Source organism: Pseudomonadota bacterium, from assembly GCA_018823135.1.
Classification (GTDB): Bacteria; Desulfobacterota; Desulfobulbia; order Desulfobulbales; family CALZHT01; genus JAHJJF01.
This window is the reverse complement of sequence record JAHJJF010000097.1, coordinates 1-20,931: the sequence shown is the minus strand read 5'-3', so window position 1 is coordinate 20,931 and position 20,931 is coordinate 1. Positions and strand designations below refer to the sequence as shown.

Genomic DNA, 20,931 nt, shown 5'->3' with positions numbered 1-20,931 from the left:
CAATTAAAAACCATCCGCACTATATACTTGTGATCACGAAAATACAAACAATCCAAACTGTCTTTTTGCATATAAAAACACGAATTATAATGAAAAAAGCCGGAATCCTTTGGAATGACATGTATGAATTTATCGAAAAAAAAAGGCAGCGAGCTTAGAAAGCCCACCGCCCTTTTACGGTTTGATATTTTATTTGCACCCCAGCCTATTCATCGGGCAGGCAGGTGGAATTATCAACCCATTGCGCTCCATGAATGTTTGTTGTCGCGCTGTACTCATTGCTGTAAGGCGAATAAACAATATCAACATCATTAACGGCCCGGATTCTATAGGTATATTGCGTATCTGCACTAAGGCCGACCCGGTCAATATAGCTTGTAACATCCTGGCCAGCTGTGCCGATCTCCTTGAACACACCGTTAAACAGCTTTCGTTCAATTAAATAACCTGTTTCACCTTCCACATTGCTGTCCCAGCTCAAAAGCATCTTTTTCGAACCGTCAGGGCTGGCAAAAAGGTTTGCAGGAGCGGCGAGGTTGGTCAATTCACTCGAAGACGGCAACTGAACATTATCCCAGGCATTCCATTCCGAACATCCGCCCGGATGGGTTTTAAACGGCCGGACCCGGTAATAATAGGTGCTGAGTGGATCAAGGGCATCTGTATCGGAATAGGTGAGGTTCGGCATCGCATTATTATTCATTTTGAAATTATCGATAGCCGTGGTCATGGAGATAATTCCATCTCTTTTTGCATACTGATGTATTTCAAATGCATTGGCGACATCGCCTTCATTGGCATCGGTTCGGGTCATCAGCAGGTACCAGGCATTATCCTTCCAGACATAGAGAGAAAGGTTCGTGCCCTGGCGGGTCATTCTGAATTTTCCCGAAGTAAACCGTGTAGCCTCCGCTCCGTCATGATCAATCCCGTTGGTGTTAATTCTCCACCAGAAAAACCCGCCGGTGTTGAAATCAACCGCACGATCTATAATTATATAGTCGCCGGAAACAAAATGAACGTATAAACGGAGAGGATATTGGGTGGTGGATGAATTTTCAGGATGATGGAGCTGCTTGATCTCATCTGCGGTGAGATTTCTATTGAAAACCTTAACATCATCAACCTGGCCTTTGAAATTGCCGTATGCATTGGCAGCTATTCTCTGAGGCGCATACAAAGGGGATTTTGTGGATTGCAGGCCGGTTCTCACCAGATTGCCATCAAGGTAAATTGACGGTATGCGGTTTGCCACAACAATTGCGATATGGTGCCAATCCGTACCGAGAGCGCCGCTGTACACAGCCAGTGGCGGCAGATACCCGGAACCATGGGCATATACGGATATACCATCGATACCCACGGAAACCCCCAGGCCAGCACCTGTGGCATAAAACTGGGCATCAAAGAGATACTTCTGCCCGGCGGTGCCCAGGGTCCCGGTATTACTCTGCGGATCGTCAATCTGATGCCCCTCGGTTGCCTTGACCCAGGCGGCAATGGTGAAATTAGTCTGGGGAGTGCCTCCTGCATAATTCCACGATATATTGTTTGATCCATTAAATGATGCGGCTTTGCCGGTTCCGTCATAACCGCCGGCAACCTGGGTTGCACCAGCATTGGCAGTTCCTTGATTGCCGGTATGCGAACTGTCTTTCACATCTCCTGCAGCCGCCCAGACTGCATCGTCCATATTAAAATGGACTATCTGGCCGTCTGTTATGTAGGAGTAGGCAACATCAAGCATTTCCCAGTCAAAACTCACGTCAATATCATAGATTCCCAGATACCAGGGATAATCCATTCCCATGAATGTTTGATTATAGCCGGTCAGGTTGGTGTATCCATCATTGTTATCAGTGGAGGTGGCCTTCATGATAATCCGCTGGTCTTTATGTTCCATGGATACCAATCCGGAGATGTCGTTACGCTGCGTCTTGGGCAGAGTAATCGCGGTCCAGGGAGTTGGAGGAACGGCATTTTCCACCGGCAGCAGAATATATCCATTCCAGAAATTAGCATCGACAGTGTCAAAGGTATCAAAGTAATTTGAATAGGAATTTACCGAGGTATAATTGCCGGTAGCAGCATCACAATCCTCGTCAACCGTTACCTTGCATCGTTCAATGTAAAATCCGGATTCATCCGAGTTGGTGTCCGACCAGCGAAGATCTATGCGCCGCTGATTAAAATTTGGATCATAGACCTCGACAAGAGAAAGGTTTGCCGGGACGATTTCATCATTAGTCTGAATGCCGGCAGGATCGCTGTCCGTATTCCAATGACCGCTTCTGACCGCCCTGATGATATAGGTATAGGTGTGACCTGGGCAGACTCCGGGGTCGCGGTTAAAGAGCCTTTCTTTTGACGGCTTATGAACACTTCCTGAATAGGTTATTACAGGACTTGCACCAAAAGGCTGGCCCGGATCATCTATACCTGTACATGTCACTTGATCCCCTTCACAACGCCAGATCTGGAAGATATCCTCGGTTGTTGTGGTATCATCCCAGGCAAGATCGATAGTCGTGGTATCAAACAGGGTAAGTTGCGGTGTCCCCGGTTTCGGTATCGTGGTGGTAATGCTCACCGTTGGATCGGTGGGTTCTGATTCCCAGTCACAGAATACCGATTTTGCAGCGGTCACCCGGTAACAATAGGTCGTGTTGTAAATGAGACCGTAGGTCGCATCGATATCAGTTCCCTTATCCAGATAAACATGCAGGTCATTATCAACACCGGTGCCGGGCACCGTACCGATGGGATTAACCGTGAAATTCTGGCAGTTCTCATCGCCCCGGTAGATATTGAAATGGGTTTCATCCGGATTTGTATCTCGCCAGGAAACCAGAATCTGGCCTTCGGAAAAGAGTCTGGAATCAGGCTCGGCAAGAATCGTTGGAATCTTCCAGCGCGGTGTATGGTTGGACAATGAATTACTGTATTCAGGGCCCCAGGCGCTATGCGGCGCAGCCTCGTCTTCACCGAAGGTGACGTCGGGTTCAGTTGGGGCATAGGAACGAACTTTTACATTGGTATAACTGCAACGTTGACTGTAGGAAGCATCATTTGAGCCCAGAATTATCGTGCCGTGGGTATATGACAAAGGTGAATAACTGGTCCCGAAATTGACTTTATTCAAATAGTTGTCAAAAAGAAATTCCCAATCACTGTTTATTCCGTCGCCATCCGTATCGTATACTTTAATAATCCATCGATAAAATACATCTCTCGCATCTGATATTGCTGCCGTAGCGGTTGAATCCTTCGCTGTTATTCTGGTATTGGCAGAATCATAATCGTATCTTCTGAGATTATGCTGGATTAACGATCTCTCTGAGCCGTTACCGGTTTGGTTGAATACGATATTACAGCCGTAGGAATACGCGCTTCTTCGGGCAACATTTGCCTCCAGCACATACCCCTCAGCGTTTTGCAGGTCCTGATTTATCAGCCCGGTCTGTTCGATATTGGCGTTATAGTATTTGAAAAACGTGCTGGGATTGCTTGATCCATTTGCTGCGGATGGATTACCGTAATACATGCTGATTTCGTTATTCTGTCCCGTTTTGAGCCAGACAACAGCATAATTTCCCGACACCGTGCTTTCCGTCCAGTGAGGAATCTGCGCATGGGCGATTTCATCATAGAAGCGCAGATCATTAAAATCCGTGCGCATTGTTTCATCATAGTAAACCACCAGACGGGTGTGGTGATTCGACACAAATGGCCGAGCAGAGTTATTGAACAGCAATTGCCTGCGATGTTTCCAGCCGCCGCCGAACAGCGTTCCTGTGGTGTCGGCGCTGAATGAACCGACAACATATTGATAGGTTTTATCAGAACAGGCGGTGGTATCCACCCAGGAATTGATATTCGATCCGGAAAAACCTGCCGTTGCGGTGATATTCTGGTAATCGGCATTCGTGGCCGGATTATCATTGACGCAATTGCTCGAGCCGTTATCAAGACATCTGAAAAACCGGTATCCGGATTCCGCTTCCGTGCCCTGTCCTTCGGTCCAGTCAAGACGCATATCCGTGGTGCTTAAAGGCACGGGGGCAACACTGTTCAAGACCGGCGGATTCAAGATGGTATCAACACACATCTGATTGCTGTATCCATCAGCAGGATCGGTATGCCAGCCGCAATAAGCGCTCTTTACCGCCCGGACCCGATAACAGTAATTGGTGTTGGGTTCAATAGATATATCCGTATAGTAAAACCTGTTTGCCTGGGTCGGGATTATCTGACAGTTGCTATTAACGCCGATACAGCGTTCGATCTGGAAACCGGTTTCATCAGACACCAGATCATTCCATTGCCATTGCAGATTGACCCTTGATTCAGATTTCCTTCTTACAGCTTCGACAAAGAATGGAGTTCCGAAGCTGATCGATGGTTCGGTGGCCGCATATTTACGGACAAGCACCCAATCGACACGCCCATCCATGGCCTGATTGTAATTAGCATTATCATGACGCGGACCGATTTTGATATAATATGTGCCTGAGAATGTATAATTATTATAATATGCCGACCAGTTTGCCGATGTTGTCGTGACATATTCCGTCGTTGCGGTCCAGTCGGTTGCAGAACTCAGCACCAGACTGTTCACATGGTATTCGCTTAACGGTTTGTTCTGTCCCATATCCAGAGACTGCCCGAAATTTCTTACATACTGTCTGCCTCCACCAGTGCCGTTTTGATCCAGAATGCTTGCGCCATTACCGGTGGATTGCCACCACATGACCGGCGACCAGCCATTTGCCGGCGCAGTCAAGGTCCGGGTCTTTGCCGAAACAACCAACGGCAGGTTCGCGGCAGTATATGCCGCACTCTGGATATAATTGGCGCTGGTGCTTCCTGTTACCCGATTCATCCGCAGTTCACCATCATCAATACTTTCAGAAATCGAGGTGCCAAGAACCTGCGTCGGCCATTTGGCATTATCAATGACCCCATCGTCAAAATCGTCAAAAAACAGAAAGATATTCCCAGGATTGGTGGTGCTGGTGCTCACCGCATTGGGATTGCCGTAATACATATATATCCGGTCTTTTGAGGCCCCGGTCTTGATCCAGAAGGTGGCGCTGCTGCCATCGGTTTTCTTTTCCAGCCAGTATTCGATGTCATGACCGGTGGTCTCCGTATTATTATCAAACTGATAGAACCGGACATCACTGAAATCAGCGCGCATGCCGGTAGCATGCTGCACAACGATCTTTGTCTGGAAATCAGTCCTGAAATTGGAGATGGTCAACAATTTGCGCCACTCCCAGACTTCGCCACCGGCCCCGGCAAATGCTACTTCCGGAGAATACAGGAGTGGCTCAATAACATCAGGGGTTTGCGCCGGCGGAAGATCAAGCTCCGTGGAGGTCAATGTCAACGGTTCCCAGAGATCAGGTGCTACTTCCTCTACTCCAACTCCCACGGTGGGTTCGGTTACAAGATAATTTCGAACTCTCACCCAGTCAGTCTGTGACTGATCACGTAGTAAAGGATGCAGAGTGTCGGTGGAAGTTGGGATATTGGTAGTATATTCACCGATCAGGGTTGTATCCTGATAATATTTAACTGATGCCGGGGTCCAGACGAGCTTATACGTATGCCATGAGGTATCAAAAGCGCCTCGATTGGTTTCAGTTCTTGTGCCGCCGTTATTGATATCGGTATACATGGTGGGGCCGCTGTAAAGTTGAAATCCAATATAATTGATGGAATTGAGATTGAATGTTGTTCTTGTGTCGGTTATTCCGAACCGATTATGGGTGGTGGTAGCTGAAGATTTATTACGGAATTCTGTAATAGTATTAATCGGCACGTTATAATTACTCGCATATATATAATCTTCAGAGGATGCCTGGCTGTTTGTCTGGTAATCAAGGGTCACAACGCCGCCGGATACTGTTTCACCTGCATGCCCCGGCCATTTTGACACATCAAGGGCCGTGCCGTCAAAATTATCAAAAAACAGAAATGTTCCAGGTCCGCTACTTTCACTTGTAGCACCGGGGTTATCGTAATAGAGGCTGATGGTGTTGTTAACCCCGGGTTTGAACCAGACCACTGCGGTATTGCCGCTTATGCTTTCTATCCAGTATGGAATTTTCGTACCTGTTGTCTCATCATAGAACCGTATATCACCAAAATCCGTCCGTATATAATCATCGCGGGTTATTATTACTTTTGTCGCGTGATTTGCCGCGAAATTCTGGAATGTGAGAGGTTTTTTCCGTCTCCACTCCCCGGCGCCGGTATTATCGAACTTGTCCGCCATTTCAAAAGATTCATAGATCAGCCTCAATCGATAATTGTACTGAGTGTTCTTGCAAACCTGGGAATCGTTAAAACTTCCAACGTCTCCTTCAAGGCTGGCGACAAAATTCCAGACAGATGAATTATATACTTCCCTCTCAAGGACATATCCGGAATTTGAACCGGCCTTATCATCCCATTGCAGATTGATCTGCGTCGTGTTCGGCACGGTGAATCTGAAATTAATCGGCGCGGGTGGCTCATCGGTTTTTGCCGTCATCTTGGCACTGTATGCCGTAGGCCAGTCATCCGTACATGTTTCAAGATGAGTGGCAACCTTGTTTGCCCTTATCTGGTAAGTATAAGGTGTTGACAGCTCAAGACCTGTATGCACATATCGCGTGCCAACGCCTTTATTCATATGATCAAGGATTTCAGCAGAGGAAAGTGCCCGATTATAAATCGCAACATCATCTATAAGCCCTTCAAAATTCTCACCAATGGTCAGCCGATATCCTTCACTGGACCCCATAGGTATTGTCGCTGCAAGAGAACCCTCCAAGACCCCATTGATATACAATTTCAGGGTGGTGCCGTCAAAGGTTCCTGCATAGTGATACCAGGTGTTTGCCATGAAAACTGTAGTTGAAGATACACCTAGACAGCTGCCCTCCCAACAATACTGGACATTAATCTTGCCGTTGGATTTGCTGAAATGGCTTCCGTAACCGCCATGTAGATAATTCCGTTTAAATATAAACAGCGGATAAAGGTCGATCATATTTTGAACATTAACCGAAGGTCTGAACCAGCCTTCCAGTGTAAAGGCGTTATCTTTATACAGTTTCAGCCCTTGTGGAGTGCCAAGAGATACATAACCGGTACTGTCAAAGGCCGCAGCACTGCCGAATTTTCCACCACCGTTAAAAGGAACCGAATTCTCCGCTGATCCATGATAGGTATTGTTTTCACTGTTGGTAAAATCATTATCGAATTTCAAATGCACCAGCGGCGAACTGCCAATTGTCGCCAGATAGGTGAAATCACCCTGGTTCTGGCATTCAAGCGTGGCAATATCACCCTGGCAGTATTGAATATCAAAGCCGGATTCCGCAAGATTGGCATCGGAAACAGTAAGCTCCATTTCCGATTCGGAAATGGCGTTGCCGTCAAGGAGACTCGGAGTAACCTTGCTGCCAGCCACAACAGTCATAATCGGGCTATATGCAGTATCCCATTCATGGGGCATGACAAAGCACGGATCATCCGGCATATCTGCTAAAACAACATCAGACTTATAGAGACCATAATTGGTAAGACTGACATCGTAAATCATGAGAAAACTGGTGTATTGCAACAGGCTGATTTTCAAGGGGGTATTTGAAATCTTTGGTGCAAAACTGCCGGTTGTATCCTTGAGCAGGGTCCAGTCTGCATAATATTTTGACGTTCCTTCACCACCCTTTAAGTAATACGTTGCCCCACCGTTCTTATTTGCAGTGATTTTAAAGTCGTACTCAACACCAAAAGTTGAATCCACCGAAATTGCAGGGGTAAGGCTGTATGAGCCAGTCCCTTCACGTATTGCCGTGGCAGCCCCAAACCCCATATATACTCCATGGGCAAAGGCATCTGTATTGGTTGTCGCTCCCTGGTTTTTCTGAAAGCCGAAATACCATTCGCCACCACCTCGGTAATACATCCGGACATACATTGTCAGGTCTTGTACATTCCTGGCGAAAGTCTGTTTTGAAACAAGTGCTTCCCAGCTGACATTCACTTTTTGAAAATAGAGTCCATTATCCTGCCAGACCTCTCCATAATCTGACCCGCTTCGTGCGATATCCCAGATGTTGGTGGTGTCTTCGGTACTCCCGGGAAAATCATGATAAAACGTAAAATACCTGGCAATAAAAACCTGTTTATCAACAGCTATGGCGCTGGCATTACCGTAATACATGTAAATATCATTGCCGTTGGCCGGGGTTTTCAGAAGCACTTTTGCGTATGAATTGTTGACCTTCTTGATCAGCATGTACGGAATAACCTCACCGTTCCTGCCGGTAGAATTATAATCGTTGAACTTATAGAATCGCAGATCATCGAAATCCGCCTGCATGCCAGTGAGATAATTGATCTTTACCTCAACAAGGCTCTCCGGCTGGAACTGCGAAATGGTCATCTGTTTGCGTTTGGTCCAACAGCCGCCCATGCCGTTTTCAAAATCCTGGTCCACTCCCTTTACACGATATTTGTACGTCTCGGCAGGGCAAAGGGTTGTGTCGTCATAATAGAAATTCGCCTGCAGGGTGTCATCGATTGCATCCACCCCGTAAATTTGAGCAAAATTAACGCAGGAAGCACCGGTGCACCGTTCCACAAACATGGTGGTTTCTTTGGTCCGGATATCATTCCAGTGCAGATAGCTTCGAGTGGTATTGACTGTTTGCGTATCAAGGGTAATTGAACCGGCAATATTGGTTGTAATGGTAAATGGATTTGAAAAACCGGTTGACCAGTTGCAGGTTGAGCTCTTGTAGGCCTGAACCTGATAGGTATAGCTTTCATTGGGCGTGCGCCGGATGTCATTGAATGTTACAACACCGGTGCCCGGATGTGCCGGGACAAGAATAAACGGATCAGATGCAGAGAATGTACACCCGACGCCGGTACAGCGCTGGAATTTAAACCCTGTTTCATCAATGGAATTATCCGTCCAGGTGAGTCGGATTTCCTCTTCATTGACATAGGATGCAGAAAGACCTGTTGGATTGTTTATAGTATTCGTTGCATCGGAATCATAAGGCTCAGTGTAAGCAGAACCTGAGAGCCAGCTTGGATCTGACGGACGAATTGCCTTTACCCTGTAGGTATATTCAGTATTATTGCAAACCGTTGTGTCAGAGTAGGTTTCAGCTTCCATGGCCAGGGTGACACCCACCCCTGAAACACCAAAAACAGGATCAAGAACAAAAGCTGCTGGTGTGCAAACAGCCAGTCCGCCCACACAGCGTTCTAAAATAAAACCTTCTTCGAATTCAGTATTATCATTCCAGGTAATGTCAATCCGGGAAGTCCTGTCCACAGCATTGGTGGTTACCGAGATATTGGTGGGCGCATTAGGAACTCCCGGTGTGAAAATATCAGCTGATTCATCGCCCGCTGTACCGCCGAGATCCGGATCAGTTTCCCAGCCGGTGGGACATTCAGGGGAACCGGCGGCGATTTTATACGCCATTACTTCATAATTGTAATGGGCATTGGGATTTAAGGGAAAATCTGAATAAAAGGTCGGAATCGCAGGAAGTCCGTTGGCGTAAGAGTTCTGGACTTCCGCCAGGGTTATGGCGTGATCGTAGATAGTCAATTGATTGATAGCGCCCTTGAAATCACCCCAGTTGCTGCCGTCAGGTCTTGCCATACCGATGGTCAGAGGCGACGTGTCACTGGAGGTCAAATAGCCGCCGCCGGTATTCCATTGACCAAGAAGAGCGCCCTGAAAATAGAGCTTTGTCTCATTGCCGTCAGCCGCATCCTTATCATAGGTAAGAACCAGATGATACCAGGTGTCCGGTTCAAGGGTAATGCCGGTGTCAGCGGCTGTACCGCTTTCCACTCTGACGTTGAAATTGCGTTCCTGTTCCGTATCAAGATAGAATTCAATACTGTTGCCCTGAATGCCGATTTCAAGATTATCGTTGGCAGCATCAGAAGACTGGGCGATCAGGACATTGTTAACCAGATGATTGGTGGCGCTGCCCATCTCCCCGGTTTTCTTGAACCAGATTTCCACGGAAAGTGCGGCCGGCGCATCAAGTGCATCAATATCTCCCAATGACACATAATCATCAACACCGTCAAAGAAACCGCCGCTGGCATTGCCGTAAGCCGTGCCATGGTGATTATTGCCGGAACTATCCACCACCATATCCGCCACGCCGGGAGACCAGGATTCATTCATCTTCATGTGGACAATACTGCCGGCAGGAATATTTGAACCGGTGAGATCCACAGGCAGCAAAGCGCCGTCCTGATCAGGATCGCAACCCAGGCCCAGGCAACGATAGATTTTAAAACTGGTTTCATCGGTATTAGTGTCTGTCCAGGTAAGATCGATCCGGCCTTCACTCTGGGCGATGGCCGACACTACCGTCGGTGTGGCAAAAGGCGTGGCCTGAACATCGACGAGATAGACGAAATAGGAGGTCCAGAAGCCGTTGAGAGCGCCTTGAATTCTATAGGTATAAGTTTTTCCGGAGCAAGCCGTTGGGTCGGTATAGGTATGGGTTCCAGGAGGCAGGGAATCGATTAATACCTCATAACGCGCATCCACCGGCGAATCATCGTCCGGGGCCGGATCCAGACAATTATAAAGCGATTGATCACAACGTTGCACCGCATAGGAGTCTTCATCTGCGATAGTATCGATCCAGGTCAGCGTGACCGTTGTAGAATCATCGATGGAGGCCGACAAGGCATCCGGAGCAGGTGGATGCACAGTATCAATTGTCCGGTAAATCCAGCGTGACATCTCGCCGTTATCACAGACTGTCTGAATTCGATAACAATAGGTATCTTCAATAGTCAGCCCGGTATCCCGATAAGAGGTTTGGGCCAAAGGAATTGTGTCGCCGGAAACCAGTGTCCAGGCGCCGCCCAGTTTTGCAGTATTGCAGTCAACATTCTGCCGTTCGAGATTGTATCCGTCACCAATACCGTCTTCCAGAGTGTTATTGGCCCAGTTCAAATCTACGTAGGTATAATAGGCAGTTAAGGTGAACGGCGCCGGCGCTTGTAATATTTCGCCGATAAATTCTATCGCAACATAATCATAATTGCTGCCGTTATGGGTGTATCCGGCCACATATGCATTGCCAACCCGGCTCACCGCAACACTCTTGGCGCCGTCATCATTACTGGAAAGGCCATCATAAATAGTTCCGCCCTTCCATTCTCCGACGTAATCATAAATCACCGCGAGAATATCACTGGAGCCGCTGTCGTTGGTATTTCCTCCTAGATAGACATTCCCGGAAACATCCATTTTCATGGAAACAACGCTGTCATTTGTTGCCTGACGGTCAAGAATGCGGGGAATATTCCAGACATTATTGCCGTCCAGATCATAGCGCATGACAAAAAAATCATTATTCCCGGCACCTATGAATGTCGTGCCACCCACCACCACTTCCTCAACTTCATCACTGATGTCAACTGCAACACCGACACCAAAATCATCGCCTGCCCCCGACCCGGTGTAAGGCCTGGCCCATATTTCGTCCCCTTGAACCAGACCGGCGCCGCAATTATTTTCCGGATCGCTGTTGCCGCAGTATTTCGTCAGAAAAATATCTTCGCCCTGACTCTCGGTACTGACATATCCGGTGACATACACGTTATTAAGCGTATCAACCGCAATGTCGGCGCCCTCATCGTCGCCAAACGCAGAATCATAGACAACCGACCACATGGGGGTGCCGTCAACACCGCTGTATTTTCGAACAACGATATCAAAATCAGTGTTGCCGTGGGTTGCGGCATGGGCGTGCTTTGCGCGTCCGGCAATCAGAATATCACCATTATAGTCAAAAACAACCGCAACGGGCTTGTCGTCAAGTCCGGCAACGTCCCAGACCTGAAGCGCGTATTCAGGGTGGTCAACAGTTGCCCAGGCGCGAGTGCCGTTGGCAAGATACTTAATCAGGAAAATATCATCATTTACGCTTGCATTCCGTCCATAACCGATAATCACGATATTGTCCGAAGCGTCTTTTGCCTTGGCAATTGCAGTTACTCGATCATCTTTGTTGCCCGGTCCGTCATACGCATCTTTCCATTTCGGTTTGTTGCCGGAATCAACAGCCCTTGGCGGGACCGAATTATTAAAATTGGAATAATATTTAACCGTATAAAAATCAAAGGTGTTTGAAGGACCGGAACCGCTCAGTGAAGAATATCCGGAAACCACGGGATTATTATTGGAATCAATAATGATGCTTTGTGCTTCATCAGATTCATTGAATGCATCATCATAGCGATGGGTCCAGATCTCCGAGGCGTTGGTATAATTAAGCCGGGCGGTAAAATAATCGAATGTGCCTGAGGTGGAATAACTGTAGCCGGTGATAACCGGATTAAGATCAGGCCCAACCGCGATGGCATTTGCTTTATCTTCACCAGGACCGATATATTTGTAAATCCATACTGGATCATCATTCTTAATATTTGTGGTCAGAATTCCCGCTTCATTTGAAAAATGAGAATAATTAAGAATATCATAAGGCTCCTCAAGATCGTCGGGGTCATAACCGAATGCGCGAACCTGATAGCAATATTTTTTATCTGCTTCCAGGGCTGGAGAGATTGACGGGGAGTCATCAAAATATGATACGCCCTGCCCGACCGTTGCATGAGGATTTTCCGGATATAACGGATCCAGGCATAATTTTCTGAAAACCTGAAATCCGTCCTCATTTGTCGAGTTGATATCCCATTGAACTTTCACGTCGGTATCGGATTGACCAATGAGGCTCAGCCTTAAACTGGTTGGGGTGTTTATTACTCCGGGATCATATTGAATAGCCTGAAAATCAAAATTACTGGGATCGAGGATATAATAGGAAACTCCCGCGGCAACCGGATCGCCATTGGGAAAAGGAGTAACCAGAGTTAAGGTGTTACTGGTGTTGCTTTGAATCTGGCGGCTTAGTCCGTTATGAGTGCCACTGGTAATATAAACGTAATAACCGGCAAATAAATTATTCGGCCAGTTATAATCGGTATCAATAATTATCCTGTCCGTGCTGCCGGCTGAGGCGTTGTCAGCCTTAAAAAAAATATAATAGGTGTCTCCAGTCACAACCGGAGACGGAAGCACCGTAGCAACCGTTAAAGAAGTTTGGGTGTTGCTTGCAATTTGCCGACTGACTCCAATATTAGTTCCGCTGGTGACTTTGACAGACAATCCTGCCCACTGGTTTACTGACCAGTTTTTTGTCGAATCTTCAATTACCGTGGTTGATCCTGATGCATTTGAAGCCAGACCATCTGTAAAAGACGGGCTTTTATTTGACCAGCCCGCCACATAAAATTTCCCTGATTCAGACAACCCCAGTCCTACGGATTTATCATCAGCATTTGCCGGGCCATCGAACATTTTTGTCCAGATTTCATTGCCGTTAACCAGATCATATTTTATTGTAAGAAAATCATAGTTAGAAGCAGCATTCATCATGTAGCCGGTGACATACACCGAGTTATCATCAATAACCATGGCAGGCGCTGTATCTGCGCTGCCGTTGCCCGAGTCAAAAATCATTTCTTCGGGCCAGGCACGTTGGCCTCTCAGAGAATTGCTGGAATCACCGTAATATTTAGCCGTGAAAAAATCGGTCGCTCCTTCCAGTGTCCATGTTGTGCCGGTAATATAGACATTATTTGCCGAGTCAATGATTATATCATTGGGTTTGTCAGCCCCGCCAGAAAACATGCTGTCATAGCCTGTTGTCCAGTCAATCGGCGGCGGGTCGATTTCCCCGAGATATTTTATGGTGAACATCTCATCATCGGTCCCATTGCTTATATGACCGGTGACAATTACATCATTCTCCGTATCAATTTTCACAACCAGGGCATGATCGTCTCCAGACCCGCCGTCATGCAGTTTAGCCCAGAGCACTTTAAGTTCAGAATCATATTTAACAGTAAGATAGTCGAAATCAGTAGTAACGATATCCGGATCATTATCGGATATGCCGGTTGCCGCAATATAGATTGGTTCTCCGGCAGAGACCGCAATTGAGTTGATCCGATCATGGTCGTTGGCTGTGTTATTGTTATATGGTCGTATAAATGATGGTTTGTTACCAATTGGCCCGTCTTTACTGTATTTAATTACCAGAAAATCATCATTGCCGGTGAGTCCGTGAGTATAGCCGCCGACATATATATTGTTATTGACATCTACTGCCACTTGAACAGGATAATCATTGCCATTTGTTGAGTAATTATAGGTATGTTGCCAGATCACCTGCCCAGGTTGCTTTCCCTTGCAGAATGTGACCGGATCAATACTGTTTCCACAGTATTTAATCGTCTGAAAATCAAAGTTTGTGCCGTTATATGCAGCGCCGACGACAATAATATTATGCTGGTGATCAATAACTACATCCACGGCATAATCGTCTCCGCCGGTCAAATCAAACGTGGCGGGCGCAGACCAGGCAAGACCTTCCAGACCGGTGGTATCCGGATTGACTTTAATTGTGAAAAAATCTTGATTATCAGCAGGCGTGGGTTGTGTGTAGCCGGTTATAACCATGGAACCGTCGGTGTCAACAGCCACGGCAACAGCTTCCTGTTTGCCGGATAAAAGATAAGAGAATCGATTGAGAACCTCACCGCCTTCACCTGAAGCATTCTGGAAACATCCCAGGAGAAGAACGAGGATAATTGCCGAAAAATACCGGCTCATGCGACGGGTGAAACATCGCCCAACTACACAAAACAATTTCCCGATCACAGGTAACCTGCTGATGAAGCGTTTTTTTGAACTCATCGAATACATCCCATTCATTATTGTTTTACCGGCGGCAAATAGAGTAAAAGTCTCTTTAGCTTCAGCCATCAGGGCGAAGACCATATGGTCACGTTGTTCCAGAGCTGTTTCTCCCTGAAATTTTTTGGAGGGCTATCGTAATCCCAGTCATCTGACTTCGGTTCTTCAATACCGGGATTCTGATATATATCAGCCTCGGCATGACACTTCAGGGCGTAATAATGTGATTGGTTGTTGCCAAAAAGTGCGGCGACGGGAAATCCATAAGACCGCATCGTATCCCTGCCGCCAGTGTAACCTTTAGTGAATTGCGGCAGCCCTCCTGTTTGAATCCCGCCACGATGCTGAAAATCAAGACAGTTGGTCTGCATCAGTCTCGGCAGGCCCGAGGCATGAGGCTGGTGGCACTTGGAACATGAGAAGTAATGCTCATTCATATTGCCCCCCCAGCCTTTCACCGCCTCGTGGATTCGTTCAACTGACCGGAATTCATCGGTGTTATAGATGTCTTCCTCAACCGCCGGATTGGTCAGATTCTCTTTTGGATGGCACCTGAGACATAGCCCGGCAAACTGAGAATCATCCTCCTTGATTTGAGTGGCGTTGGTGGGATCGTTAAAAAGGGTGCGATCAAGGTTGTAGCGATTTTCAGGAATCCCATCGTCGTCCGGCACAAATCCTCTCCTGTAGACATCGAAATGTTGACTGTAATACGGTGCCGGATAGCCCCAGGTCTTGTAAGTAGGATCTCCTGTATTTTTCGGTTTATAAAACCGCGGTCCATAGGGATCAGGTGCTGGATGATCTTCCCGATACGGCGAAGTAAGCCAGGTTCCCTTGAGCAATGGCACAGCATATTTCATGTTATCGCCCAGGGTCGGACTGACGCCATGGGGATCATGGCAAGGTGTGCAGAGCCCATTGATCCTGCCAAGTGTGGGTATATCATTGGCACTTGGATCAGCAGGATTAAAATTTGAAGAGAGCGGATTATTGTGCGATGCATTCATGTGGCCGCCCAGGGTACGTTTGGCATCTCTATAGGCAAAAGACACATTTGAATCCGCTAGATAGGTTGAAGCCTGGTTCCGGCTTATTGCCGTGCCGGAATTGAGCTTGCCTGGATAGGATCCTTCAAATCGATTATTGTCCTTATAGCCGACAATCGGCGCTAATGCCCCGAATGTAGTTCCGTATCCCCATGGCGGGATGTCTCCATTTTCATTTTCAATATTGGCAAGCTGCGACTCATGGCAGTCAAAGCATTGCCCGGCGCCGGCATTATAAAATCTAACCGAAGCTTCATCGTCCCAGGCGGAAGCGGCATAAGTTGTTTGATACCCTCCCTTGTTCTGCGTGGTTTCCTTTAAGTTTGCGCCGTTGTTGAGACCCTTGAGAGAAGTATAACTGGAAGTCGTCCCTATGACATTTGAACCATGGGAATTATGACAATCAAAACACTGAACGTCATAGGCTCCCGGCCGTGAATTATCGATGTTGAAATCCACGCCGTCAATGGCATTGAAGCCCCCGGCATTATTCACCGCATTGCCGTGTGCTGAAAAGGCTTTAACCAGATCTTTTTTTGCAGCATTGGGCAGATATGCATACTTACCCCATTTTGCAGTTCCCTTTTCTGAATATTTTTCATCAATACTGTATCCATCCCAGGCGTATTGACTGGGAGTCTTGCAGTCATCGATAAATACTTCATCATTTTCGCTGTTTTGCTCACTGTGGCAACTGATGCAATGAGGCGTGATTTTTGTAATCTCCTTTCTTTCAGCTTGAAGTACGACTGCCGGGTCAGGATCGTTGATTTTGAGATTCGTTGCCCTGAACGTTGTAACGGTTTCAAGTCCGGGAGTAGTAATATACTCGGTTGGTCTCTCACCCACTGTCGGCGAATCACCTTCCTGCCAGATGACCAGGTCAACAGGATCATTTACCACGGTTTCATGGGTTACGTAGTTATAGCCGGTATGATGTTCAAGATTGATTAATCCGAATTCGGTTGCTTCCCAGTGACATTGATAACAATCGGTGTTTCTGATGCTTTCGTCTTCTCTTTGGACATGATGCGAATTGGACCTGAATTGTCCCATGATATTCATCCGGGTCTTGATCGTACCGTCATGACATTTGGTGCAATCCCTGGGCAGACCGAAAGCGGTATGTCTTGGAACAGGTTTAGACGAATGACAGGTATGGCAGGTATTCTTCTCGCCGTTCTTATCCTTCCCTGCATGACTGTCGGTGAACCTGTGCTCATGACACTGGGTACATCTTTTCCCTGGATTATGATTACTTCCACCGCTTTTATTGTAGTACTGGGTTTTTCCTAAGGAATCATCGTGGCAGACATTGCAAATTCCGTTTGGCGGATCATGCTTTGCATAATTAGACCCAACTTCATTATCAAGAAATTCAACCCTCTTCCGTAGAGAAGGTATGGGTTTCCCATGGATACCATCCGATTCCGTCGCAACCCAGGTCTGAACCATAAAGGCATTGAACTTGTCTTTTGGATCATTAACCCCTTCCGAATAATACGGGTTGGAATCCCCGTGCGGATCATGACAATCCCAACAGAACTTGCCGCCTTTCCATACCGGATTGACAATTTTATATTGATCACCGGCTATTATGTTATTCGGAAAGCCTTCCGCCAGGGTGATTGTATTATTTGTATGGCTTTTGATTTTTCGCTTCAGATCTTTATTAAGGCCGTTTTTAAAATAAACAAAATAATCGTCATACTGTTTGATCCAGGCGTTCGCAACCCAGTTTTTGTCATCTTCTTTCAGCGAATCATTCATTTCTGGGGATGAATCCACGGTGCCGGTATCAATTATCACCTGAGCAACATCCTGTATCTGATAAGTTGTATTGAGTCCCACGGGATCGGGGAAGGGTGTATAGACTATTATGGAATCCGCCGTATTTGATTTAATTCTTCTTTTTTCATCAACATTGGGGCCATTGGTGATAACCACAAAATGATTATCTTTCCAAGTATCTATTCCCCAACCGGAATCAAGATCCCTGAACTTATTGTTAATAAAAGGAGGTTCATCTGTAACGCCGCTGTTGACAGCGTTTTCAATTATATTGATACTTCCCAGATAGGCCTGATAATGCTTGTAGCCAAAATGAAAGGACGACGCCTTGGCAATCTCGGGTTGAATAAACCCGAAGCCGGGCATATCAGGTTTAAATCCGGTAATATAATTATCACCCTCATGACATGTCTGACATTGTCCGCCACTATCGTCATCATGGCATTTCAGGCAGACCCCCATCATCACATACTGATTGGAGATGTCGGCAATTTCTTCGGCATTATTTATCTCGGCGGGCATTTCAACCTTATGCCGGGTACTGTTTGCCTCATGGCAATTACCATTTACCGAATCGGAGCATGAGGTTTGCCCGTTTACATAAAGCGCATGGTTCGGCCGTGAAATCTTATAGGGGGGATCATTAATCACCAAATCAGCATCAGCAGGGATGTCAGCTAATTGCGGCGCCATGGATTCGTCGTATTGATCATTGTGGCAGGTAAGGCATTCATTGTCATTTCCAAGCATATGACAATAGGCGCATTCCCTTTCAAAGCGCAGGGTGAAATGTTCGTGTCTTCGAAGACGGAAAGGATTGTCGTCCTTGCCGTGCAGTACATTATTGTCGTGGCAATACCAGCAACCGTTGGTTGGAAATTTTGCCGGCGGGTTATCGGATCCGACGTACAGATTTGGATCACCGTTTTCATCAAATTCCCTTCTGCCGTGGCCGGATTCAACCCAATCAAGCAAACTTATCCTGGCACGGCTGCCATTGAATTCTCCGAAATCATCAAAATCAGTTGACGGAGTGCTGTGACATTCGAGGCAGGTTACATCATTTATAACCGACCCGCCCCAGACCGGATCCTGCCCGCCCACATGACAAGCGGTGCCTGCACAACTTTTCGCCTTATGCTCACCGATTTTCGTACGATAATACGTGCCACCGTTCTTGAAATTTACATTTTTGGTTTTATTTACATGATAAAACCCGCTCACATGGGATTCTTCGTCATTCACCATCTCACCGCTTGACGGAACTCCTGTCTTGTGGCAATCAAGACAGGCACCGCCAACGGTATTATTATGGCAATCATCACAGGAAAAACCGGTATTCATGTGTCGGACATGTGAATTTGCCCTATCCGTTCCCGGGCCGGTATTTTTATACATGGGCATGGCAGACAGCCACATGTTTTCTTCCGTCCATGCTTTATCCGGCTCACTGGGATGACAGCTTAATTCCGGATGAGCCGCATCAATAACAAAGCAATCCATTTCCGGTGGATGACCGTGACAGGAATTACAATCTCGTTTTGCGGTGTTGTCATTCCATGGGTATGCCCGAAAATCCGTAGTCCTGCCCGTGCCGTCACTATGGCAATACGTGTTTTCACAATTTTTTGAAGCGGGTTTAAATGCAGGATCAGGAGAGCCGTCAATATTCCATTTTGGCGCAATATTTACATTTATTTCGCCGTTTGCATGATATTCAGTCATCGACCAATTGTTCCATCGCGTGTCGATATTATCATCAGGATTAAACTGATCGGTATAACCGTTTATGGTTGATTGATGACAATACCAGCAGGGATATTGCCTGATTCCGGCTTCACCGACTAACCTTTTATGCCCGAAGGTCTGCATTTCTCCAAAATCCTCATCCGGAGAATTCCAGAGTACATTTCCAAGTGAATTAAAGGTGTCCGGCCGGCCGTTATGGCAGCCGTCACAATCCATTTCGTAGGCGGGGTTGGACCAGTTTTCTGCATATGTGGTGTCATTGGGCGGCCCGCCGCGGCCGTCCTGGTGGCATTTCAAACAGACAACAGTGTTGTCCGGCACCTTGATGGAATGGTCCGGATTCCGCATGTCGTCAAGGTTATGGCACCCCGAGCATTTCACATTGAGATCAAGATGCTCGGAATGACTGTTGGAATTATGGCATTCCTTGCATACGGCACCGGTTCCGTCAAGCTTATGGGCAAAACCCACTTCATGACGATGACAATCAATACAATTTGTGCCATCTGTTGGTTTTGGGGTTACAAGATCGAGCAAGGTATGGGTTGTTGATCCGGTGCCGCCACTTTTATAATGAGCTGTAAGCGTATGGCAGACTTCGCAGATGCCGTCACGGATTGTATCTGCGTCGGCAAAGGCGTTGGTGCCGGAATTATCAAAGAACTTAACATTAACACCATTGACCTGTTGCCTGATCAACTGGCCGTATATAATGTGAAAATTCGTAGCAGGCGTCAGTCCCCTCCAAACTCCTGTGGCATTACCTTTTATTGTGATGGTATTATAAGGGTATTCGCCTGCATCTTCGACATTTAAAACCAGATAACTTTCCCTGAGATTCAAAGCATTCGGGTAGATGATCGTCCTGGCATACTCCGAGGTTTTGGCAGATAGACGGGCGGGATTCCAACCATTTTTATAGGTAATCCCTGTGGCGAGATCAAAGGTAAGGATGGATGTATCGGTGATGCGGTCATAGAAAAAACCGACAATTTTGCCAGATGCCAATTTCAACTGAGCCAGATCATCTACAGAATTCCAGTTCTTCTGCTCCTGAATATGGGGGTTATGACAATCTATGCATTGTCTGGTCCAGGGATTATCCGGATCATGATAAGCTGATTCGGTTTCTCTTCCGGAATGAGTTACCACTAAAGGACCTTCCACCTCATTGAAAGGTCCTGATTTTTTATTATGGCAACTCATGCATATCAAATTATACAACGTACGATCATTGTTGCCGATATCTTCAGGAAGGGGAGCATCCAAATGCCAGTATCCTGAAGACAAAATTGTTACTCCGTGGCAGCTTTCGCAATCAATGCCGTTTGAAATATTATGCGGTGCATCAATACTCATCCGGGCTTCTGCCGAAATTGCATAGAATAATGTGACGGCCAATATAATCAGCCCTGCTCTTCTCACCATAATGCTCCCCTACTGCTCGCGATACGATACAACGGCCGACTGCTCGAATATCGTGCCGTCCAGTAACATGCCGGTTACGGTTATCTCATTATTGCC

At 46.8% G+C, this 20,931-nt stretch carries 2 protein-coding genes; both read right to left on the bottom strand.

The annotated features are described in order from the left end of the window. Positions 1 to 205 precede the first annotated feature (205 nt). Positions 206 to 14,818, bottom strand: a complete 14,613-nt coding sequence (locus tag KKE17_10495) for a DUF2341 domain-containing protein (GenBank protein MBU1710420.1) — start codon at positions 14,816 to 14,818, stop codon at positions 206 to 208. Positions 14,819 to 14,886: 68 nt separating this feature from the next. Further along, the gene (locus KKE17_10490) at positions 14,887 to 20,766 is read right to left on the bottom strand and encodes a CxxxxCH/CxxCH domain-containing protein (GenBank protein MBU1710419.1); all 5,880 of its coding nucleotides are present in this window, start codon (positions 20,764 to 20,766) and stop codon (positions 14,887 to 14,889) included. Positions 20,767 to 20,931: the final 165 nt, after the last annotated feature.